We start from the raw sequence: 22,104 nt of genomic DNA, 5'->3' as shown, positions 1-22,104 counted from the left end.
CCGTACTCACCCGTACCGCCGGTCCACCCCCCCCCGAAAGAACCAGCACCATGACCACCCTGCTGATCGTCGACGACGAGTCTTCTGCTGTGTCGGGTCAGGTACGGGCGGCAAGCCTGGCTTCGACGCCGTCGAGAAGTGACTGCAGTCCGAAGGACACATACGGGCGAGGGGTGGCTGCGAGGGCGGCGCCGATCGCGAATGTGACGACGCTCTGGGCGGCTTGTTCGGCATCCCGCCTGGTGAGGCCGGATGCCTCGCAGACCGCGAGCAGGTGCTCGTCATGACGGTCCCTGGCCGGGCCGTCGAGGGGCTGGATGGTCATGGCGGCCAGCAGCCAGGGGTGCCTGAGAAGCATCGAACGCAGGTTGTCGGCCATGGCCAGGAGGACCGGACGCCATTCGACGCCGTGGAGAGCGGGGAGAGGTGTCTGCCCCCAGACGGTGTCAGCGGCCAGCAGGAGCAGATCCTGTCTGCTCCTGACGTGCCAGTAGAGTGCCGCCGCGGTGATGCCGAGACGGCTGCCGAGTTTTCGCATGCTCAGACTCTCGATGCCGCCCTCGTCCAGAAGGGCGATGGCCGCCTGGATGATCTGCTCCTGGTGCAGGGCGTCGCGGGGCATCCCCGCAGTAGGCGGCATGGGGCTGCTCACGGGACCTTCTTGCTGGGGGAACGAGGCCGCGGTGTGCGGCTCTGAGGGCGCGTGGCCATCGCGCCGACGAGGACGGGGTGTCGTGCGCGTCGGCGCGCGGTTCATGCGTGGGGGCCGTTGCGGTAGGTCAGCCGGGAGAGCTCGCGGGCCCGATGCTGCGCAGCAGCCGCTCTCCGGACTCGCGCAGCCGGTCCTTGACCTCGTCGAGGCCGGATGCGAGCAGGGCGTGATCGCGTTTGCGCCAGGTGCCGGCGACCATCACGGCTTCGATGTTGGCGATGTCGGCGTGCAGGACCGTGGCGATGGGGTCGTGCGCCGGCCAGAGGTTGAGCGCCCGGGCGTCGACGGCGACGAGGTCGGCCTGCATGCCCACCTCGATCCGGCCCACCTTGTCTGCAAGGCCCAGTGCCTTCGCCCCTTCGACCGTGGCCCAGGCAAGCGCCTGTTTGCTGGTGACAGACGGTGTGTTGGCGTAGATGCCGGTCGTCTGCCGGTGGTGGGTGTGGTCCAGGCCGCGCTGGTGGGCCAGAGCGATCCGGGCGGCGGTGAGGAGCTTGCCGGGTACGGCGGTGTCGATGTCGGTGCCCAGGGAGGGTGCCGCGCCCAGGCTCAGCAGGGATCCGGTGATGGGTGTGCCGTGACCCTGGCCCAGTTCGTTCTCCGGGGTGGTGGTGAAGGTGACGCCCGCCTCGACCAGCGTCTTCACCCAGTCCTCGGGCAGGTCGGCTCCGTGCACGACGTTGGTCAGGGGGCTGAACAGCCTGGCGTTGCGCACGGCTTCCCAGCCGGGTGAGGGTTCGCCGCCGCTCTGGTGCATCGAGACGACGAGGCCGCGTTCCGCGCCGGCTCGGAAGTCGGCCACCGAGGTCTCGGCGGAGGAGTACTGTGGCCCCTGGAGTGCCATGCCCAGGGTGAGGAGGCCGTGGTCGCGGACGGGGCCGTCGAGCAGCCGGTCGATCTCGGCGAGCGGGTGGGGGATCTCCGGCGAGCGGTAGGGCGTGCCGTGCAGGAATACGGCGCGGATCCCGGCCTGGACCAGTCCCTCGACGGCCGCGTCGGCGTGCTCGGGGGACAGGGCGTTGTGACACCAGTCGCCGAGTGTGGTCGTACCGCAGTTGAGCTGGTTCAGGGCGCCGGCGAGATTGCTGATGTGCATGTCGGCCGGGGTGTAGTGCCCGACGCACTCGCCGTGCAGGTGGGTGAGGTACTCCATCAGCGTCCAGTCGGCGCCCACGGAGCGCAGCGCGGTCTGCCAGGTGTGCAGATGGGCATTGACCAGGCCGGGGATGACGATGCGGCCGGAGAAGTCGACGACCTCGGCGTCGGGCGCCTCGATGTTCTCGCCAACGGCTGCGATGGTCTTGCCGTCGACGAGGATGTCGACACGCTCGGCGTCCGGCCGGTCCGGCGTCATCGTGATGACGTGCGCTCCGCGCAGCAGTATGCGGCTCATTCAGTGGCCCCCGAACCGGGGGAGGTGTGGCTCTGCTGGGACATGGTGCGGCTCCTTGCCTGCGGCGTCATTGCCCGCACGGCGGCTTGTGTGGTGGTGAGGAAATCCCGAGTGGCGATGTGTGCGATGTAGCCGTCGGGACGGATCAGCAGCAGCGTGTCGCCGGTCAGGCCGTAGGCACTCCGCAGCATGTTCTTGGGGTCGGAGAAGGCGCGGCCGTCGCCCGCGGCCGATCCGACGGTGATCCGCTTCAGCCGGGCGCCCGTCGTCGGCCAGTCGAGGAGTTCGAGGTCCCGGGCGGCGTCGGGGCCGTAGGCGATGGCGGTGAAGTGCGGTCCCTGGAAGAGGGTGAACAGGCGGGTCTCGGCGCCGTCGGCGCCCAGCAGTCGGGCGTCCGGGGCGCGGTCGCCCACGTGCAGCGTGCCGGTGTCGCTCCTGTCGCCGTCGGCGGGGGCGAGCGGGCCCCCGTAGTAGGTGAGGGCGAGCTGCTGCTCGTCCTTGCCGCGCTTCATGCTGGAGGGGTCGAGCCTGGCGAGGCCGCCCCACTTCTCCGTGGACAGTCCCAAAACCCCGGCGGCGATCGGCTGCCGCTCGGCCTGGTAGGTGTCCAGCAGGGCCGGGTCGGCTCCGGCGAGGACCTGGCCGAGCTTCCAGCCGAGGTTGTAGCCGTCCTGCATACCGGTGTTCAGGCCCTGGGCACCGGCCGGGGTGTGGACGTGCGCCGCGTCGCCGACGAGGAAGACACGTCCGCGGCCGTAGTGCTCCGCAAGACGGATGTTGGGCCGGAACACGGAGGTCCAGTGGATCTCGTGCAGCTGGATGTGCCGGTTGCGGGTGTGGGAGTGGATCCGGTCGATGATGGAGCCGATCTCCTGGGGCGGCTTCTCGTCGGGCGTGAGCCGGATCATCCACTGGAACATGTCGCTGTGGGGGAGCGGGCAGGCGCCGATGAGCTTGCCGCCGAGTCCGGGCCACATGTGCCACCGGTTGCGGGCCAGGCCGCTGACGGAGGCATCCACGATCAGCACGCGCTCGGCCTCGTCCGTCGTCCCGACGAAACCGATGTCGAGCTGCTTGCGCACCACGCTGGAGCCGCCGTCGGCCCCCACGGCATAGCGGGCGACGATCTCCTCGACCCCGTCCGCGCCCACCACCTTGGCGGCCACCGTGTCCTCGTCCTGCGTCAGCTCGGTCAGTTCCTTGCCGAACTCGACCTCGCGGCCGAGCTCACCGAGCCGGGCGTGCAGGGCGCGGTCCGTGCGGAACTGCGGGATCAGCCAGGTGTTCGGGTACGGGACGTCCGGGGTCGCCTCTTTGTGGGGGAACATCTTCCACGGCACACCGATGGGTCCTGCATGGATCCCGAGCTTGGGATAGACGTCGCCGCCGGCCAGCACGTCGTCGAGAGCGCCGAGGTCTTCGAGGACTTCGAGGCTGCGGGGCTGGATGCCCTTGGCGCGCGAGCCGTCGAAAGCGTGGGGGGACCTGTCGACGATCCGGACATCGAGTCCGCGGCGTACGAGGTCGATCGCCAGGGCGGAGCCCGAGGGGCCGGCACCGATGATCAGTACGTCGATGGCCTGCGGGCTGTTCATGAGTCGAGCCTTTCGGTGCGTGCGGACACGAACGGGACGAGCTGATCGGCGACGTCGCGAGGCCGTTCGAATGGGGCCATGTGCCCGCATTTGCTAATTACATGATGTTTCTGAGGCTTCAGCAGAGTGCGTGCTGTGTCGAACTGCGCCAGCGGCGTGACGTCGTCCTCGTCGCCCCACAGCAGCAGCGTCGGAATGCCCAGGGCTCCCGTCCGCCGGAAGAGGTCGTCACGGCCGGTGACAGGCAGGTGCTGCAGGGTGTCGAAGACCGCATACAACGAGCCCTCGAAGCGGAGGGTGCCGAGGACCATCTCGGTCAGTTCCGCGCCGAGTTCTGGGTCGCGGACGTTGTGCCCGAGGTGCCCCTGGAGCAGCTGAAGGCCGCGTCGGCGGGCGACCACTCCGGCCAGCAGATCACTGCGCAGCAGCCGGTCGGGGGAGGCCAACTGCGGTTTCGCGAGACCGGCGGGGCCGACGATGGTGAGAGTGGACACCGACGAGCGGTACTGGGCGGCGTACGTCATGCTGACCAGCGCGCCCATGGAGGTGCCGACCAGGTGCAGGGGCCGCGCCGTCAGGCCGAGCCGGTCCGTCAGCTCGGCCAACTGCCGCGTGAACAGCGTCTCGTCGTATCGCGCCTGTACCCGGTCGGAGTAGCCGCGGCCGTAGGCGCTGCAGGTCAGAGTGCGCAGCCCGCGGGCGTGCAGCTCGCTGACGAGGCCGTCCCAGTAGAACAGCGGGATGGTCAGACCGCCCGCCATCAGGACCACATCCCCGTCCTCGGGCCCCGTCAACTCGTAGTGGGTGACGCCGTCTGACAGCTCGATGAAACTGCCGCGCAGCGCCTTGCGCGAGTCGGCGGTGAGCTTGCGGTCCTCGCCCGAGGCGACGAAGTACTTCATGGAACGGGCCTCCTTGCCCTCAGTTCGCGGGGGTGTCGGCGCAGGAGCCGAGGAACTTGGCGATCGCGTCCGCGACCCACTGCGGTTCCTCCTCCGGCAGCAGATGTCCGCCGTGGGGGTGGATGTGCTCCTGGGCGCCGGGGATGTCGTGGGCGAAGTGCTGGCCGTCGATGCTCGCGCTGCGCAGCACCAGCGTGGGCACCGTGATGCGGGGGATCTGCGCGCTGCGGTCCGGCTGGTCGGTGTTGCAGAAGTCGACGAAGGCCGAGCGGTTACCGGGGCGGCTCATGAGCTGATAAGCGCGGTCCACCATGGCGTCGTCCACGATCTGCGAATGTGGCCCGACGGCCTCGCGCAGGTTGCGTTCGAGTGCTCCGCGCGGCATCACCCGCCTCAGCAGGGGCCGCACCAGTGGGTTGCGGGTCAGGCGCATCCCCGCGGGCACCGTCTTCTCCGGGTAGCCGGTGGCATTGACCAGTACCAGGCCGGTCAGCCGCTTCGGATGATCCAGCGCGACGTTCCAGGCGATGTTGCCGCCCAGGGAATTGCCGGCCAACGCGTAGCGCGGCACGCCCAGCGCCTCCATGAAGCCCGCCACCGACGCGGCGTAGGCCGGAACGCGGTAATCGCGGTCCTTGCGAGGGCCCGTCAGTCCGAACGCCGGCAGGTCGGGACGGATGACATCGAACGAATCCCACAGCAGATCCGCCACGCGGTCGAAGTGCTGCAGGGATGAGGCACTGCCGTGCAGCAGCACGAGTGCCGGGCCGTTCCCAGCACGCTTGTAGTGGATCCGCAGACCGTCCACCTCGACGAACCGGGAATCGGGCTGGGGCTCAGACCAGGTACTCATAATGGCTACACTGTTACCGATAAGATGGTTGTGTCAAGAGGAAGCCCCCGCGTGTTACGGCCACGGTGGTCCTGAGTGAGGAGATGGATCAGTTGGTGCGCCGCGCTGCCGGTCGTCCGCCGGTCCCACCGGACCGGATCGTCGCCATGGCGCTGCAGATCGTCGACGAGGAGGGCACGGAGGCGCTGTCGATGAGGGCCCTGGCCGAGCACCTGGATTCGAGTACGGCGACGCTGTACCGGCATTTCGGCAACAGGGCAGAGCTCGTGGCGCAGGTCGTGGACCACATGTTCGGCCTTGCCGAGCTGGAAGATCTGGAACTGGCCCCGGCGAGCCGGCGGCAGTCAGTCTCTGAGGGCGACCGCACACGCCATGTTCCGCGCCTCGGGCCGGCACGGGAATGCCGCCCGGCTGCTGACCGAGCAGATCCCCCTCGGCCCCGACGCGATGGCGCTGCGGGAGTGCTGTGTCGCGGTCCTGCTCAAGGCGGGGTTCGAGGTCTCACCGGCCACGCGCGCGTATGTGACGCCGGCGCGCTGCGTATTCGGCCTGGCGATACAGCTCGACCATGAGAACGGCGCCGGTGGGCCGCGCAACGAGGAGTCGGTCGCTGCCCTGCGGGGCGTGGATCCGGCACGGTTCCCCGCTGTCCACTCGACCGCGGAGGCGTTGCCGGTGCCTGTCGAAGAGGTCTTCTCCTTCGGGCTGGAGCTCATCCTCACGGGTCTGGGGGACTTCCGCGATGGCGTCTGACCAGAGCAACAGCCGCGTCGAGCGTCAGGTCGTGCCAGTGGCCGCGTCCGTCGAGCGCGACCTTGTCCATCTCGGGAGTGCGGCCGGAGCGTGCCTCGCGCACTGGGCGACCAGGCACATCCCGGCCTGACGATGAGCCACGGGCGTCCGGTGATCTTGATGCAGGCGGACTGAGACGTGCCTGGCTTCGCCGGGGGCGCCAGGCTGGGCTATTCGCTTGGCTCTGCCCGTCCTCACGTCGATCCTGGTGACCGCTGGATCGGGATGCCGACAGCCGTGTCCACGACCGGCGGTACACGCACCACAGGTGCGCCGATGGACGCCGGAGACCACCGAAATGGCGGGCTGTCGAGTGGAGGCCGGTGCCGACGTACGCATCCTTGTCGACGAGCGTGACGGAAGGAGTCGAGGTCGCCGTCGAGCTCCTGGTAGGAGATGTGGTCGTAGGTGTGCTCCAGCACCGTGCGCTCCCAGTCACCGAAGGTCGGCATCCAGCAGCCGGAGGAGCCGCAGACCACGAGTTCGAGGTCCTCGGCGGCCACTTTCTTCGCGCCGGCGGTGCGGGCGCCGAGCCAGCTGTAGTCGACGGCCGTCAGGAAGCCGGTCTGCCGGCGTCCGTCCATCTTGTTGCCGAGGCACCACATACGCATGTTGCGCGGCTCCGGCGTGCCGTTGGCGACACGCAGGTCAGAAAGTGCCGTACCGGAAGGATGGTTGGCGTACACCAGCGAATGCCAGGCGAGGGCGCGGCGCACGGCGCGCTTGTCGCGAGGGCCGACCGAGTCCTCCCAGCGGAAGCCGGAGACCAAGTTGCCGCCGGGTTCGCGCTCAGGTGTTCCGGCTCGTAGAGCCCCGTGTACACGCAGCGGCCGAGGTGTTCGACGAACGAGCCGAAGGCGCGGCGCCGGACAGGAGCGATGACGGCCTGCTTGTCGAGGGTGACGTGGGCGCGGGGCGATGCCGTGGTCCTTTGCGGATCAGGATGAGCGTGGGGCAGCGAACGCGCTACTTGACGGAGCCTGCGGTCAGGCCCTTGCGCCAGAACCGCTGGAGACTGACGAAGGCGACGAGCAGAGGGATCAGCGACAGGAACGCACCGGTGATCGGCAGCAGCGGCGGCACTCCGTTGGCGAACTCCGAGCGCCACTGCACCAGTCCCACCGTGACGGGCTGCAGCGAGGGGGTGTTGAGCATGAGCGAGGGCAGCAGGTAGTTGTTCCAGATGCCGACGAACTGGAACAGGAAGACGGTCACCAGTGCCGGGGACATCAGCGGCAGGGCGATCCGGAAGAAGGTGCGCTGTTCGCCTGCTCCGTCGAGCCGTGCAGCCTCGAGGAGTTCGTCCGGGACGGACGCCGCGGCGAAGATCCGGCACAGGTAGACGCCGAACGGGCTGACACAGCTGGGCAGCAGCACCGACCAGTAGGAGTTGGTGATGTCCAGCTTGGCCATGAGCAGGAACAACGGCAGGGCGAACATCGGCGCCGGGATGAGTACCGAGGCGAGGATGACGTTGAACGCGCTTTCGCGGCCGCGGAAGGTGAACTTGGACAGCGCGTAGCCGGCCATCGCGGACAGCAGGGTGCCGACGGCGGCGCCGACGAGGCTGTACAGCGCGCTGTTGGCGAGCCAGGTGGAGAAGATGCCGCCCTCGAACGTGAACACGTTCTTGACGTTGGTGACCAGGTCGAAGTGGGAGAACCACAGTGGCGTACCGGTGTAGAGGTAGCCCGAGGCCTTGGTCGAGGAGACGAACAGCCACCACAGAGGGATCAGCGTGTACAGGGCCATCAGGCCCAGCACGCCGTTGACGACGGCCTTGCTCGCGATGTCGGTGCCGCGACGGGCCGGTCGGGTCGGGCGGATCGGCCGGTCGGCCCGGATCACGCTCATGCCATCGCTCCCTTGCGCTGGTTGTACTTGAGGAATCCGAACGAGAGCACGAGGGTGATCAGCGCGAGCACGACGGACTCGGCGGCGGCCAGGTTCTGGCCGCCCACGTCCATGCCCAGGGTCGTGTTCATGATCGGGGTGAACTTCGGGTCGACACCCGGGATGCGCGCGCCGACCAGCACCGCCGGCTCGGTGTACATCTGCGCTGTCCCGATGATGGAGAAGACCGTGGTCAGCACCAGCGCGGGACGTACCAGCGGGATCTTCACCGCCCACGCCAGGCGCCATCCGGTGCAGCCGTCGAGCGCGGCGGCCTCCGTCACCTCGGCGGGGATCGTCTGCAGCGCGGAGTAGATGATCAGCATGTTGTAGCCGGTCCAGCCCCACGTGATCATGTTCCCGATCGAGACCGGAACCCACGACGGCGAGAGGAAGTCGGTGTGGATCCCGAGGTGGGACAGCGGTCCGGTGAACGGCGAGAGGTCTTTCACCAGGAGGAAGGACCACATCACCGCGGCGATCGCACCCGGCAGCGCGTAGGGCAGGAAGAACGTGAGCCGATAGGTCTTCCGCAGCCGGGCCGAGCGGGAGTCCAGCAGGAGCGCGAGCAGGAGAGCGAGGCCGAGCATGACCGGGACCTGGACGCAGCCCAGCAGTACGACCCGGACGATCGACGCCATGAAGTCGTGATCGCGGAAGGCGTCGGCGTAGTTGGACAGCCCTGCGAACTCCGTGGACTGCGCACCGCCGAACAGCCCCGCGCGGTGGACGGTGAAGAAGCTCTGGTAGATCGCGTAACAGATCGGCGCGACCATCATGGACAGGAAGAGCACCGCGAACGGCGCCAGGAAACCCGACGCGGTCAACGCGCTGCGGCGGCCGGTGCGCCGCGGCCGACCGGCGGGGGAGACGCGGCGGGTGACCGCGGGCACCGGCCGCGGCGGTGACGCGGTCCGGGTGCTGCTGGGACTGCTCATGGAAACCTCGCTGGGCGGTTCGTCGTCAGGGAACAGGTCCCCGCGGCGCCGGACACGGGCGGCCGCGGGAATCCTTGGGGGCGGCTGGAGTTCCGCCGGCTCAGCCGTTGGTCACCGACAGTCCGAGCTTCTTGATCGCGGCGACCGTAGAGGCCTGGACCTTGGTGACCGCGTCCGGCAGGGTGCCCTGACCGATGGCACCGGTGAAGTCCGTCTCGACCTGCTGGAAGGTCGGGCCGTTGGTCCAGGTGCTGGGCACCTGCGCGGCGGAGGCCTTGTACACGTCACCGACCTTCTGGCCGCCGAAGTACGGGTCTCCCCCTGTGAGCGACGGGTCGTCCTGTCCGGCCTTCGAAGCGGGGTACAGCCCGCCTTCGATGCCCAACTTCACGGCCTGCGGGTCACTGGACAGAAAATCGGCGAACTGCACTGCTTCCTTGGGCGTCTTGCACCCGGTCATCACCGAGGTGGCCGAGCCGCCGCTGCTGGCGCTCTTGCCGTCGCCGGCCTCCCAGGTCGGCATCGGGGCGACCCTCCACTTGCCGGACAGGTTCTGCAGGTCCGACTTCAGACCGCCGGCGGCCCAGGCCGCGCCGACGAACGTCAGCACCGTGCCGGCTTCGGAGGCCTTGTTGAACTGCGGGTCCCAGGCGCTGCCGGTCTTCGACACCAGACCCTTGTCCTTCAGGTCCTGCCAGTAGGAGGCGACCTTGCGGGTGCCGGGGTTGTCGATGCTGACGGTCCAGCTGTCGCCCTTGGTCGAGTACCAGGACTGACCGGTCTGCAGGGTGAAGGCCGCCAAACCGTCGCCGCCGCCGAGCTCGGGCCCGAGCTTCACACCGGAGTCGGCGGCGGTCACCTTCTCGGCGTCGGCCTTGTACTCGGCCCAGGTGGCCGGCGGCTTGCTGATGCCGTACTTGGCGAACAGGTCCTTGCGGTAGAAGAGGACCATCGGGCCGACGTCCACCGGAACCCCGTAGATCTTGCCGCCGACGCTGGAGGAGGAGACGGCCGACGGGACGTACTTGTCCATGCCGCCGCTCGCGTACTGCGTGATGTCCATGACCGAGTTCTTCACGAGCATCGACGGGAGGTTCTGGTACTCGATCTGGGCCAGGCACGGGCCCTTGCCGGCGGTGAGCGCGTTGCTGATCTGGGTGTAGCCCCCCTTGGGGCCCGACGGGATCTTCTTGAAGGTGATCTTGGTGTTCGGGTGGGAGGCGTTCCACTGGTCGACGATCTTCTCGTAGCCGGCCCAGCCCCAGAACTCCATGCTCACCGGCCCGCCCCCGCCCGATGCCCCGGCTGAGTCGTTCTTGTCGCTGCTGCACGCGCCGGCGCCGAACGCGATGACCGTCGCAGTGGCGAGCGCCAGGAGTCTGCGGGTGCGTATGGTGGTGCTGTCCATGTGAGGGAACCCTTCGTGACGGGGACTGACTTGCTGGACTGTCGGTGGGCGGGCGGCCAGGCCCGCCTACCGACCGGTGCTGAACTCCACGCTGAACACCGTCGGGACCGCGGCCAGGACGTCCGATGCCGACGGGCCCGGGCCGCAGGCCGCGCTGCCGAGGCCGTGGTGCGCGTGGTCGAGGTGGAGATGGAGTCGGCCGTCGCCGACCAGGTCGTGCTGGTGGGAAGCGGCAGCCAGGGCCGCGGTGCTCCAAGGACGCACGGTCAGGTCGATGACCGGATCGCCCGTGATGAGCAGGGTGCCGTCCGAGGTGGTGAACCGGGTGCGGCGGACTTGGTGGCGGTTGCCGTTCTCCTGCGGGCGGACATGGGGGGTCTGCATCGCCGAGACAGTCGACCGGTGGCGGCCAACGCGAGCGGCGGTACGGGAGTCGCGGTACGCCTCGCCGGGACCGAGGCCGAACCACTCGACCTCGGCGTCGGTCCCGGGCAGCGACATCGCGATCCCCAGCCGGGGCAGCGGCACTGACCACGCGCCGTCAGGGGTGACGGCGCATTCCAGCCGGAGCCGGACCTGACCCGCGTCCGGACCGTCGCAGGCCGTCCAGCGGTAGACCACGCCGAGCGCGGAGGAGGACCCGACGGCGGCGAGCCGGGCGCTGACCGTGAGCCCTTGTGCGTCGGGCTCGACGCTCAGGACGTCGTGACGCATCCGGTGCAGTCCCGCGGCGAGCCAGGCGGTGATCTGCGGCTCGCCGAAGGCGTTGAGCAGGTCGTTGTCGATCGGGGCACGCCAGATGTCCAGCCTGGGTCCGTCGAGCTCCAGGTCGCCGAGCCGGATCAGCACCCCGCTGCGGGCGTCGAACGTCGCGGGGCCCAGGGTGATGACCCCGTCGTGGGCGGTCGTCGGCGCCGGCGTGGAGGGGACCGGCGAGGCGGTGGGAGCCACGACCAGCCCCTGCGCCCAGGCGATCTCGTGGCCGGCCCGGGCCCAGGTCTCGTCGGCGGCGAGCACCGCGGTGACGGTCAGCCAGACCTCGTCGCCGGAGCCGTTCTTGCGCACCGAATCGAAGGCTGCGGCGAGGTCGGCGGGCCATTCGACGGCTGTCGTGGCGCCCGGTGCGGTCGCGGGCACGGTCAGGCGGCCGGAGCCGGCCAGCTCGCCGCCGTCCTCGACGGTCCACTGGAAGTCCAGGTAGCCGGTGTCGCGGACGTGGTGCAGGTTGTGCACGCTGATCCGCCGTGCCGCCGGGTCGACGTGGATCCGGACCGGTTCGATGACCTTCTTGTACTCGACCAGGCCCGGCGACGGCGTGCGGTCGGGGAAGAGCAGGCCGTCGGCGACGAAATTGCCGTCGTGGACCTCCTCGCCGAAGTCGCCGCCGTAGGCGTAGAACGAGCGGGGCTCCTCCTGCCCGGTGAGCCGGGCGATCCCGTGGTCGATCCACTCCCAGATGAATCCACCGGCCAGCCGCGGATGTGCCTCGATGACCTGCTGGTACTCGGACAGCCCGCCCGGTCCGGTGCCCATGGCGTGTCCGTACTCGCACAGCACGAACGGCAGGGCGCGGCGGTGTGCGTCGTCGGCCGGATCAGCCGTCGGGGCCTCCTGGCCGCGTCCCACTGCGGACAGCTCGTCCACACCGACGTACATGCGGGAGTACAGGTCGACGTACGCGCAGCTCGCGAAGTCGCCCTCGTAGTGGATCAGGCGGCTGTCGTCGCGCTCCCGGATCCACGCGGCCGCGGCGGCCAGGTTGGCCCCGGTGCCGGACTCGTTGCCCAGCGACCAGACGATGACCGAGGGGTGGTTCTTGTCGCGTTCCACCAGCCGCGCGGCCCGGTCCAGGTAGGCCTCGCGCCACGCGGGGTCGTCGCTGGGGTTGCGCCGCCAGCCGCCGGGTTCGAAGCCGTGCGTCTCGAGGTCGCCCTCGCAGAACACCCACAGGCCGTGCTCGTCGCACAGGTCGAGGAAACGGTGGTCGGGCGGGTAGTGGCTGGTGCGCACCGCGTTGATGTTGTGCTGCTTCATGAGCAGCACATCGGTCAGCATGGTGTCCTCGGTCAGGGTCCGCCCCGTCAGCGGATGCCATTCGTGGCGGTTGACGCCTCGCAGCGAGATCGGCCTGCCGTTGGCGGTCAGGACGCCGTCCACGACGGCCACGGTGCGGAAGCCGATGCGCAGCGGTATGCGCTCGCCGGCGTCGGAGACCAGTTCCCCCGAGTACAGGCGCGGCCGCTCGTCCGACCAGGGCTCGATGCCGTCGATCAGGTGCGGGCCGGCCGGGTCGGCGGCGGATATGCCGAGCTCGGGCACCGACAGGGACACTGCGGTGGGGGCGGTGACGTCGACGGCCAGGGTGCCCTGCCCCGTCGTGTGGTCGTAGGCGGTGTGGACGAAGAAGTCCTCGACACCGCGCGCGGCCACGGACACCGACCGGAAGATCCCGGACAGCCACCACATGTCCTGGTCTTCCAGGTAGCTGCCGGACGACCACTGGTGCACGCGGACCGTGAGTACGTTCCGGCCGGGGCGCAGACCGGCGGAGACGTCGAACTCGGTGGTCAGGCGGCTGCCCTTGCCGTCGCCGAGCCGGATTCCGTTGAGCCACACCGCGAACGCGGAGTCGACGCCCTCGAAGCGGAGCACCGCTTGCGATGCAGGGAACCCGTCCGGGACGTCGAACTCGCGGCGGTACTCGCCGGTCGGGTTCTGCCGGGGCACCCGCGGCGGGTCGACCGGGAACGGGTACAGGATGTTGGTGTAGGCCGGGGCACCGTGGCGCGGCTCGCCGGGCAGGCCGGTCATCTGCCAGCAGGACGGTACGGCGAGCAGGTCCCAGGCGGTGTCGTCGAAGTCCGGCGCGGCGAAGTCCCCGGTGAGGTCGTCCAGCCCCGACGCCAGTCGGAATCTCCAGTCGCCGTCGAGCGCGATCGTGGGCAGGTCGGAAGCGAACGCGGCGCGCGGCCGCAGCCGTCCGGTGCCCGGCGACCGGTCTTCGACGTAGGCGTTGGGGTCGAGGCCGTTCATCAGCAAAGGTGCTTCCTCTCGAAATGCCCCGTGGTGGCGGGAGATGGCTGGGAAGGACTGCGCCGGCGGCTACGGGGTGTGCCGTGTCAGGTCAGGCGGTGCCGGGCGCCGAGCGGTCGCCCCGGGCGGGGCCGCTGCTGTCCCGGATGGTCAGGGTCGGGCGCAGCAGCGACACGACGTTGGTCGGCGGCCGACCGGAGTCGACGGCTCGCAGCAGGAGTTCGACGGCCTGCTGGGCCATCTCGCGCTTGGGGAAGGTGACCGTGGTCAGTGCCGGTCGGATCCGCCCGACCTGGGCGATGTCGTCGAAGCCGACGACGCTGACGTCGTCGGGGATCCGCCGCCCGGACCGGACCACCGCTTCTATGGCACCGACGGCCAGGACGTCGTGGGTGGCGAAGATCGCCGTCAGCTCCGGATCCGCCTCCAGCGCCGCGCAGGCCGCGGCGAAACCGCCGGCGGCGTCGTCGCTGGTGCAGGCGAACACCTTGCGGTCGTCCAGCCCGTCGGCGGCGAACGCCCGGCGCAACCCCACGATGCGCGGCGTGTGCGCGGGGAGGTCGGCGACCACAGCGACGTTCCGGTGGCCGAGATCCCGCAGGTGAGACCCGGCCAGGAACCCGGCGTGCTGGTAGTCGATGGACACCACCGGGAGTGTGGTCGGCGGGTCGCCCTCCCAGGCGAACAGCGCGACCGGGAAGCTGGCCGCGGCGAGCATCGGCAGCTGCTGTTCGACGCCGTTGTCCCCGGCGACCAGCAGTGCGTCCACCGAGCGGGCCGTGAGGTTCTCCAGGTGGGCCCGGGTGTAGTCGGGATCGTCGCGCGTCGTGGCGAGCAGCAGGTTGTATCCGTGGCCGACCAGGAGGTTCTCCACCTCCTCGACCACCTCCGAATAGAACGCGTTGGCCACCGACGGCACGAACAGCCCCACCGTCGACGTGCTGCCGGTGCGCAGCGAGCGTGCCACCAGGTTCGGCTTGTAGCCGAGTTCGGCGATCGCCTTGTTCACCTTCGCCAGCGTCTCCGGCCGTACCTTCTTGCCGGACACCACGTTGGAGACCGTCTGCTTGGTGACCCCCGCCCTCGCGGCCACATCCGCCATTGTCACCACGTAGTCTCCCCGAAACATTTATCGATCCACGAAAGTGGCGTCACTGTAGGACGACTCTCGCGGCAGGGCAAGACTTCGCGCCATGGCAGTGATCCAGCCGTTACGGAGCAAGGCGATTGGCGTCATGGGCAGGTCGTGACTGTTTTCGCGACTTGACGTGCGCGGAGCATTGACGGCTCCGGAAATGCGGCAGTAACGTCCCCGCCACGCCCGATTCCATGGATCGGTCAACGTGATGGTGTTGTCACCCGGGCCAACCTCGCGCAACAACACTCGATGTCACCTCGCGCCCCGCGCCTGTGCGTCGGGGTGGTCCTCTCGCCCGCGACGGCCCCAACGGCCCCGGTCCGGCCGCAGCATCGCGAATGCTCCGCGCCGTCTTCAGCAGACGGCGAGCGCCTGAACAGACCTGGAAAGGTCTCGTCCGGAGGAGAGACAGGCATGAACCGACCGGCCGGCGGCGACGCCGACCCGAACCCCGTCCCGGCGCGACGCAGATCGCGCGTGAAGCGCTTCATCGCGGCCGCTGCCGGCGCCACCATCGCGGCGGCGAGCCTCATGCTCACCGGCACCGTCCCCGCACACGCCGCCACCACCGTCCACACGTACGCACCGACGGGAGTGGGCGGCGGTACGACGACGTCCCCGGACGTGGCGTCCACCAAGTACCAGGTGCAGGTCGCCGGCACGCCCGTCCAGGCTGTCCAGTACGCGCAGAACGGCCACAACTTCGACATCGCGCGCTTCGCGTCGGACTCCCGGACACCGACGATCACGGTCACGCTGCCCAGCACCACGATCGACACGGTGAACATCTACCCGGCGCGCTACTACCCCTCCAGCAGCGTCTCGGTGAGCGCGGACAAGCACACCCTGACGTTCCGGCTGTCAGCCGACGCCGGATTGAACCAAGCGATCGTGATGGTCAACGGCGACTCGACCAACGCCACGGGACAGCCCTACCTGGCGGTCGTCAACGACCCTCTGGAAGACCCGGCGCGGCGCCCGAACACCACGAGCGCACCGGACGGTTCCGGCGTCAATCTGCAGACCGGTGTCCTCAACTTCCAGGAGTTCGCCGCGAAGTACCTCGCGGCGCACCCCAACAGCGCGGCTCAGAAGGCTCCCGCCGCGACGACGAGCTCCATGGCCGGCAAGACCGTCAACGGCACTGCCATACCCGCCGGTCAGAAGACCTCGGCCGGGAGCCTGGTGAGCGCGAGCAGCGTCAACGTGCGGTACCCGAATGTCCGGGCCATGGCCGCGGGCGACGTCACGTACGCCCTGCGGGCCGCCATCGACACCATCAAGGCCAACCCCACGGCACTCAACACGCTCTACTTCCCCAACGGCACGTACGTATGGTCCGGTCTCCTGGTCAACGGTCTGGACGGCAGCAAGCTCAAGGGCGGCAAGCTGAAGATCTACACCGACGAAGGGGCCCTGCTGAAGAACCGCATCCAGGCGTACATGGAGGCGTTCGAGCCGGCGGTCGGGATCATCAACTCGAGCGACATCGAACTCGACGGCCGCGGCGTCTTCGACGGCAGCGGCGTGGCGAACTACAACGCCCGCAGCATCGGTGACTCCCACGACGCCTACCGCAGCCAGCACCAGGGCGGCGTCATGGTCATGCACTCGTCGGACATCACGTTCAACGACACCTACGTGCGCGACGCGAAGCAGTGGAACTACGAGACCCACACGGCCAACAGGGTGACGTTCAACAACATCAAGGCCCTCACCCCGTACCGCCAGCCGTGGATCGACGGGACGGACTTCGCGAGCGGCCAGGACATCACCGCCAACGGCGTCTTCACCCTCGGCAACGACGACGCGTTCGCCTCCGGCCACTACAACCCCAGCGACGGATTCGCCCCGCTGGCCCCCGGCGTGTGGAACAACTTCCAGCTCGGCACCTCCAGCGCCGACGTCCAGGGCTATGTCAACGCGGTCGGCGCCCACGACACCGTCGCCGACGAGCTCGGGTTCGACAACTACCACTGGGACGCCGCGGACTCGAAGAACATCTCGGTCAGCAACACGCTGAACTGGTCCGTCGCCGCCGGCAACGCGATCCGGATCGGATGGAACGCGTACGGATACCGGCTCACCAACTACACGTTCGACAACTTCAACTCCGTATCGCCGTGGGCAGGCGGCATCTTCACGCACAACAGCCCCAACCCGTACGCGCGCTTCCAGAGCATCGTGGTGAAGAACAGCTCGATCGACAACTCCCGCTTCACCAAGGGACCGGTGGGGATCAACGGCGGCAACGGATCCACCCAGACCGTCACCGCCGAGCAGCAGGCGATCTACGGGTTGGCCCCCAACCCCGACGGGTCGGGCACCGCGTACTCGTACACCAGGGCTCCGATCGGCACACTCACACTCGACAACGTGTGGTTCTCGAAGCAGAGCACGAGCAGTTCGATCACCGGTGTCACGAACGCGACGCTGAAGAACCTTCGCGTCGGGGGTCAACTCGTCAGGTACACCAGCCAGTTCCCGCTGACGACGAGCGGGGTCGGTACGCTGACCAACACCTACACGGACGCGAACGGCCAGACCCGGAACGTCAAGGCCGGTGCCCTCACCAACGGTGACACCTGGGTGGGCGCGTGGACCGGCGACCAGACCAAGAACAACTCCTCGGACCTGACCCTCATCACCCGCAACACCGGGGTCGGCCTGATGGGGGAGCAGTACACCACAGGATCCGGGGACGGAAAGCTCTCCTACCTCCAGTTCCCCCTCAGCGGCCTCACCAGGGCACCGAGCCAGGCGACACTCCATCTCACCTACGTCGGCCACCGCTATGCTTCGGTCCCGTCGACCGACACCGACCAGCTGCTCGTGCATCCCGTCAGCGACACCACCTGCACCGGCGGCGGCACGTCCTGCCCGGTCAACACCATGACCTGGCAGAACCGGCCGAGCTTCACCGCCACGACTTCCTCCGTCGCCAAGTCGGCCACCTTCACCCTCGGTTCGACCCTCGTCCCCGAGGGCGGCGGGACCCACCAGGGCAACGCCATCGACGGCCGCGACATCACCGTCGACATCACCTCCTTCGTCCAGAACGCCTACGCGGCCAACCAGCCCACGCTCCTGCTCGCCGTCGGCACCGCGGGGGGCACCAACCACGAGCTGCGCTTCGTCAGTTCGGAAGGCGCCACCGGCTCCGGGAAGCTCACCAACGGGACCGCCGAGATGGCGCCCGGGGTGACCGTGACCCCGTAGCCACTCGAGGCCGGTCCGTCCCCGCGGGGCGGGCCGGCCTCAGCCGTCCGGTTTCCGCCGTCGACGGCAGAAACAGCCACCACAGGTCTGACAAAGCGCTGTTGTCCACCACCGCACCCGCACCGGTGGCACCCCTGTGCCCAGTTGCCCTCACCGTCCGACAACGGAGTCGCCCCCATGTCGCTGCCCGAGCTTCCCCTCAACCGCCGGCGCTTCCTCACCACGGCCGCCCTCGCCGCCGGTGCCGCGGCCCTGCCCGGCTTCGTCTTCGCCGACCGGGCCGCCGCGGCCGTACCGCCCCAGGCCACCCTGCCCGACCGCGGCATCTGGGACAACGCCACCGCCGCCGCCTGGACCGACGGGTTCCTGAGCGGAAACGGCGAGTACGGGACCGTCTACTACGGGGACCCGACCCTCGAGAAAATGATCTTCAATCATCATCGGTTCGTGCTGCCCAACGGCACCCGGAACGTCATGCCGCCGGTGATCTCCGGCAAGCTGGAGGCAGCCCGGGACCAGGCGTTGGCCGGTGACTACTCCGCTGCCTCCACCACCTTCGCCAACGGCTGGAGCCTGCGCTGGACCCAGACCTACCACCCCGGCTACGAACTCCAGCTCAGCACCCCGGGCATGACCACCGTCAACGACTTCGCCCGCATCACCGACTTCCGCACCGGAGAGCTCACCCACACCTGGACCGACCAGTACGGCACCTGGAAGCGCCAGGTCTTCGTCTCCCGCGCCGACCAGGTCATCGTCCACGAACTGCTGCCCGCCACCGGCCGCACCGTGGACACCACCATCAGCGTCAACACCGCTCTCACGGGCGTGCCGACCAAAGTGACCTTCTCCACCACCGCCACCGTCACCAGCGGCGACGGTTACCTGAACATGCGCGGCACCTACCCCTCCGGCGGTGCCTACGGCTACGAGGGCGTCACCCGCGTCGTGGTCTCCGGCAGCGGCTCCTCCGTCACCGCCGACGGGCAGACCCTGGTGGTCGCCAAGGCCACCAAGGTGCTGCTGCTGACCAAGCTCGGCCGGTACGAGACCTCCACCGGCTGGAACAGCCAGCCCCTGCAGACCGCCCTCGCCGCGCTGACGGCCGACTACGCCATCCTCCTGGGCAGACACGCCCCGAAGCACCAGGCCATGTACGACCGCTCCAGCATCGACCTGAACGTCTCCGCCGCCGACCGCCAACTTGCCACCAGCGAGCTCATAGCCCGCCAGAACCGCACCACGTCCACCATCGACGTCGCACTGCTGGAGCGGATGTACGACTCCGGCCGCTATCTCTTCATCAGCTCCAGCGGTGTTCTGCCACCACGCCTGACCGGCATCTGGACGGGCACCTGGAACGGCTCCTGGGCCGACGACTTCACCACCGACGCCAACGTCAACCTGCAGGTCGCCGGCGGCAACATCCTCGACCTCACCGACGCCATGCAGGGCTACTTGAACCTGGTCCTCGGGCAGTTGCAGCACTGGCGTGACAACGCCACCAACCTCTACGGCGCCCGCGGCTTCCTCGCCCCGACCCGGACCGACGGCGAGTACGGGCACATGCTGCACTTCAACAACACCAGCTTCCCCGGCGAGGCCTGGACCGGCGGCGCCGACTGGCTGCTCTACCCGCTTCTGGAGTACTACCAGGTCACCGGCGACAGCGCCTTCCTGAAGAACAAGCTCGGCCCGGCGCTGATGGAACTGGCCCTGTTCTACGAGGACTTCCTCACCCGCACCGACGCCGGCGGCAAGGCCGTCTTCGTCCCCTCCTACTCCATGGAGAACAGCCCGCTCAGCACCGGCCAGGCGTTCGCCATCAACGCCACCGGCGACATCATGGCCGGCCGGCACGCCCTTCAGGCAGCGATCGACGCCGCCAACGAACTCGGCCTGGAACAGGGCAGCGGCAAGGGTGTGGCCCGCTGGACCGCCCTGCTCGCCAAGCTGCCCGACTACACCGTCAACAGCGACGGGGCGCTCGCCGAGTGGTCCTGGCCGGGCCTGACCGACCGCTACAACCACCGGCACGTCCAGCACCTGTACGGCGCCTGGCCGCTGCACGAGATCAACCCGGAAGAGAAGCCCGACCTCGTCAAGTACGCGGCCAAGGCGCTGGACAAGAGAGTCGACCCGAACTATGCCGCTCACGGCAGCCTCCACCGGGCACTGGCCCGCGCCCGCCTGAAGGACGGCCCCGGCGTCTACGCCAACCTGCTGAAGATCTACGGCAAGAACATGGTGTGGCGGTCCCTGATGACCTCCCACAACCCGGACCTGACCACCTACAACTGCGACGCCGCCAACGCCATCCCCGCCGTACTCGGTGAAGCACTCGTCTACACCCGCCCCGGTGTCCTCGAGATCCTCCCCGCCCTCCCCGACCAGCTCACCAAGGGCACCATCAGCGGCGTCCGCGGCCGCAACCGCATCACCGTCCAATCCCTGACCTGGGACACGGTGGCCCGCACGGCCACCGTCACGCTCACCTCCGACATCGACCAGAACATCACCTTCATCTGCCGGCGAGGCATCACATCCATCAGCACCGGCGCGACGGTCACCACGTCGTCGCTGGGCAACCACGCCCGCAGGGTGTCGCTGACCGCGGGAACGAGCACCACGATCACGATCGGCCTGCTGACCGGCCTCTTCAAGCTGGTCAACCGCAAGAGCGGCAAGGTCATGGACGTCTCCGGCTCCTCCACCGCCGACGGCGGGGCCGTCATCCAGTACAGGTCGACCGGCGGCGCGAACCAGCAGTGGAAGCTGCTCCCCGACCACGACGGCTCGTTCCGCCTGTCCAACGTCAACAGCGGCAAGGTACTCGAGGTCCCGGGCAGCTCCACCAGCAACGGCACAGCCCTGGACCAGTGGTCGGACGCCAACAGCACCAACCAGTGGTGGAAGCTCGTTCCGGCGGCCACCAGCGGCTACTACCGCCTCGTCAACATCAAGAGCGGTCTGTGCGCGGACGTGCAGAGCGGATCCACCGCCGACGGCGCCAAGATCATCCAGTGGCCCGCCAACGGCGGCTCCAACCAGGAGTGGCAGCCAGTGGGCCTGTGACGGCCGGGCTCACCGTGTCCAACAGCGCTTGGACCGCGGTCGTGTTCGTGCAGTTGTGGGCGCAGGGAGTCGTCCCGCTGCGAGCCATGCATTTCCTTGACGACGCCTGCGAGCGGCAGGTGCTGCGGGAGACCGGCCCTACCTGTCAATTCCGGCATACCCGTGGGGCGTGACGTCGGGTGGGATGTCGAAGACGACGATGCCGTTGACGGCGAGCGTGCCCCCTGGAAGCCGTCAACCAGCCAGGGGGCACGACGGGTTCACCTCATGGGTTGTACGGCGTGTGGGTGATGGAGGAGACCTTGAGGTAGCGGGCGCCGTCAGTGGTGGCCCAGGTGGAGGAGTCCGGGTTGCCGGGCCAGTCACCGCCGACCGCGATGTTCGCGATGAAGCGCAGTCCCGTCCCGGCCGGGGTCCGGTACCAGGTGGTGCCCGTGATGTTGCCGTCCACGGCGAAGTCGATGTGGTCCGGGAACCAGCTGAACGAGTAGGTGTGGTACGAGTTCGTCCAGCCGGAGGAGTTCGTCCTCGAGAACTGCTGCTGGGCGTTGTTGATGTCGTGGGACGTTTGGTAGACGACACCCGGGTTCTGTCCCACGATCTCGGCGGCGTCGAACTCGGGCAGCCACGGATCCAGGGCTGCCGCCCACACCGCCGGCAACAGCCCCCGCCCGTTGGGCATGTTGGCGGTGAAGCTGTACGTGCCGTACCCGTACCGCGCCGTCGACTCCACACGGCCTGAGTAGTAGGCCCCGCCCCCGGCGTTGTATGCCTTGATCACCAGCGTGTTGCCCTCGTACCAGACGCAGTCCGGCCGGTACGTCTGCAGCTCGTTGTTGGCGGTCCACCTGGCGTTGATCTTGTTCCAGGAGTTGACGGTCACCGGGCTACCCCAGGATGCGGCCCGTGCGGTCTGCGCACCCAGCATCAGCGCGGGAGGCACGGCCAGCGCGGCACCGAGTATGCGTCTGCGGCTCGGCCTGCTTGATGGAGGGGTCATCGCTGCTCCATTGCTTGGATGAACTAAGGGGGGTTGGGAGCGGTCCCACGCTCCACTTGTCGCTGGACTGTAGGATTCCGTTTGACCTTTGACAAGATGTGCCGCATAGATCGATGCATTCCTTTGCTAGTTGAACGATGGAGGCGGACAACC

Annotated in this window: 14 protein-coding genes and 2 pseudogenes; 4 read left to right on the top strand and 12 right to left on the bottom strand. The window is 68.7% G+C overall.

Annotated elements, in window-relative coordinates; translation table 11 throughout:
• Positions 1-97 precede the first annotated feature (97 nt).
• From IOD14_RS21825 to IOD14_RS21805, 5 genes are all read right to left on the bottom strand, one after another.
• Positions 98-652, bottom strand: coding sequence for a TetR/AcrR family transcriptional regulator C-terminal domain-containing protein (locus IOD14_RS21825; protein ID WP_212671248.1), 555 nt, complete (start codon positions 650-652; stop codon positions 98-100).
• Between the two features lie 127 nt (positions 653-779).
• Entirely contained in the window at positions 780-2,105 is a 1,326-nt protein-coding gene (locus IOD14_RS21820) for an amidohydrolase family protein (protein ID WP_212671247.1), read from the bottom strand.
• The gene (locus tag IOD14_RS21815) at positions 2,102-3,700 is read right to left on the bottom strand and encodes an FAD-dependent oxidoreductase (protein ID WP_212671246.1); all 1,599 of its coding nucleotides are present in this window, start codon (positions 3,698-3,700) and stop codon (positions 2,102-2,104) included. Before IOD14_RS21815 ends, IOD14_RS21820 begins: the two co-directional genes overlap by 4 nt.
• Entirely contained in the window at positions 3,697-4,602 is a 906-nt protein-coding gene (locus tag IOD14_RS21810; RefSeq protein WP_212671245.1) for an alpha/beta hydrolase, read from the bottom strand. Before IOD14_RS21810 ends, IOD14_RS21815 begins: the two co-directional genes overlap by 4 nt.
• A 19-nt stretch (positions 4,603-4,621) precedes the next feature.
• Complete coding sequence (locus IOD14_RS21805) at positions 4,622-5,455, bottom strand: alpha/beta hydrolase (protein ID WP_212671244.1); 834 nt, start codon at positions 5,453-5,455, stop codon at positions 4,622-4,624.
• A gap of 83 nt (positions 5,456-5,538) precedes the next feature.
• On the opposite strand from IOD14_RS21805, the pseudogene IOD14_RS44910 reads away from it, so the two are divergent.
• Positions 5,539-5,673 (top strand): annotated as a pseudogene (locus tag IOD14_RS44910) (hypothetical protein); the annotation flags it as partial.
• 154 nt (positions 5,674-5,827) lie between these two features.
• Entirely contained in the window at positions 5,828-6,208 is a 381-nt protein-coding gene (locus IOD14_RS44905) for a TetR/AcrR family transcriptional regulator C-terminal domain-containing protein (protein WP_349252434.1), read from the top strand.
• Between the two features lie 319 nt (positions 6,209-6,527).
• Here the strand turns inward: IOD14_RS44905 and IOD14_RS21795 are convergent.
• The 6 genes and pseudogenes from IOD14_RS21795 to IOD14_RS21770 form a co-directional block, all read right to left on the bottom strand.
• Positions 6,528-7,127: pseudogene (locus tag IOD14_RS21795) on the bottom strand (alpha-L-arabinofuranosidase); the annotation flags it as partial.
• Between the two features lie 86 nt (positions 7,128-7,213).
• Positions 7,214-8,101 (bottom strand): carbohydrate ABC transporter permease, encoded by an 888-nt coding sequence (locus tag IOD14_RS21790; RefSeq protein WP_212671243.1) that lies wholly within the window; start codon positions 8,099-8,101, stop codon positions 7,214-7,216.
• Positions 8,098-9,078, bottom strand: coding sequence for a sugar ABC transporter permease (locus tag IOD14_RS21785; protein ID WP_212671242.1), 981 nt, complete (start codon positions 9,076-9,078; stop codon positions 8,098-8,100). Before IOD14_RS21785 ends, IOD14_RS21790 begins: the two co-directional genes overlap by 4 nt.
• 100 nt (positions 9,079-9,178) lie before the next feature.
• Entirely contained in the window at positions 9,179-10,486 is a 1,308-nt protein-coding gene (locus IOD14_RS21780; RefSeq protein WP_212671241.1) for an extracellular solute-binding protein, read from the bottom strand.
• Positions 10,487-10,552: 66 nt separating this feature from the next.
• Positions 10,553-13,519, bottom strand: coding sequence for a glycoside hydrolase family 2 TIM barrel-domain containing protein (locus tag IOD14_RS21775; protein WP_212671240.1), 2,967 nt, complete (start codon positions 13,517-13,519; stop codon positions 10,553-10,555).
• A 91-nt stretch (positions 13,520-13,610) separates the two neighbouring features.
• Positions 13,611-14,621 carry a LacI family DNA-binding transcriptional regulator gene (locus tag IOD14_RS21770; RefSeq protein ID WP_348540917.1) on the bottom strand — a complete coding sequence of 337 codons (1,011 nt, stop codon included), beginning with the start codon at positions 14,619-14,621 and terminating at the stop codon, positions 13,611-13,613.
• A gap of 450 nt (positions 14,622-15,071) precedes the next feature.
• Here IOD14_RS21770 and IOD14_RS21765 point away from each other — a divergent pair, with 450 nt between their 5' ends.
• Positions 15,072-17,876, top strand: coding sequence for a DNRLRE domain-containing protein (locus tag IOD14_RS21765; RefSeq protein ID WP_212671238.1), 2,805 nt, complete (start codon positions 15,072-15,074; stop codon positions 17,874-17,876).
• Between the two features lie 177 nt (positions 17,877-18,053).
• The gene (locus tag IOD14_RS21760; RefSeq protein ID WP_212671237.1) at positions 18,054-20,951 is read left to right on the top strand and encodes an RICIN domain-containing protein; all 2,898 of its coding nucleotides are present in this window, start codon (positions 18,054-18,056) and stop codon (positions 20,949-20,951) included.
• A 265-nt stretch (positions 20,952-21,216) separates the two neighbouring features.
• On the opposite strand, the gene IOD14_RS21755 is transcribed toward IOD14_RS21760, so the two are convergent.
• Positions 21,217-21,951, bottom strand: coding sequence for a glycoside hydrolase family 16 protein (locus IOD14_RS21755; protein WP_212671236.1), 735 nt, complete (start codon positions 21,949-21,951; stop codon positions 21,217-21,219).
• Positions 21,952-22,104 lie beyond the last annotated feature (153 nt).

Source organism: Streptomyces sp. A2-16 (assembly GCF_018128905.1).
GTDB lineage: Bacteria > Actinomycetota > Actinomycetes > Streptomycetales > Streptomycetaceae > Streptomyces.
Note: the sequence above shows the minus strand (reverse complement) of the source record. Positions and strands in the feature narration are given on the sequence as shown.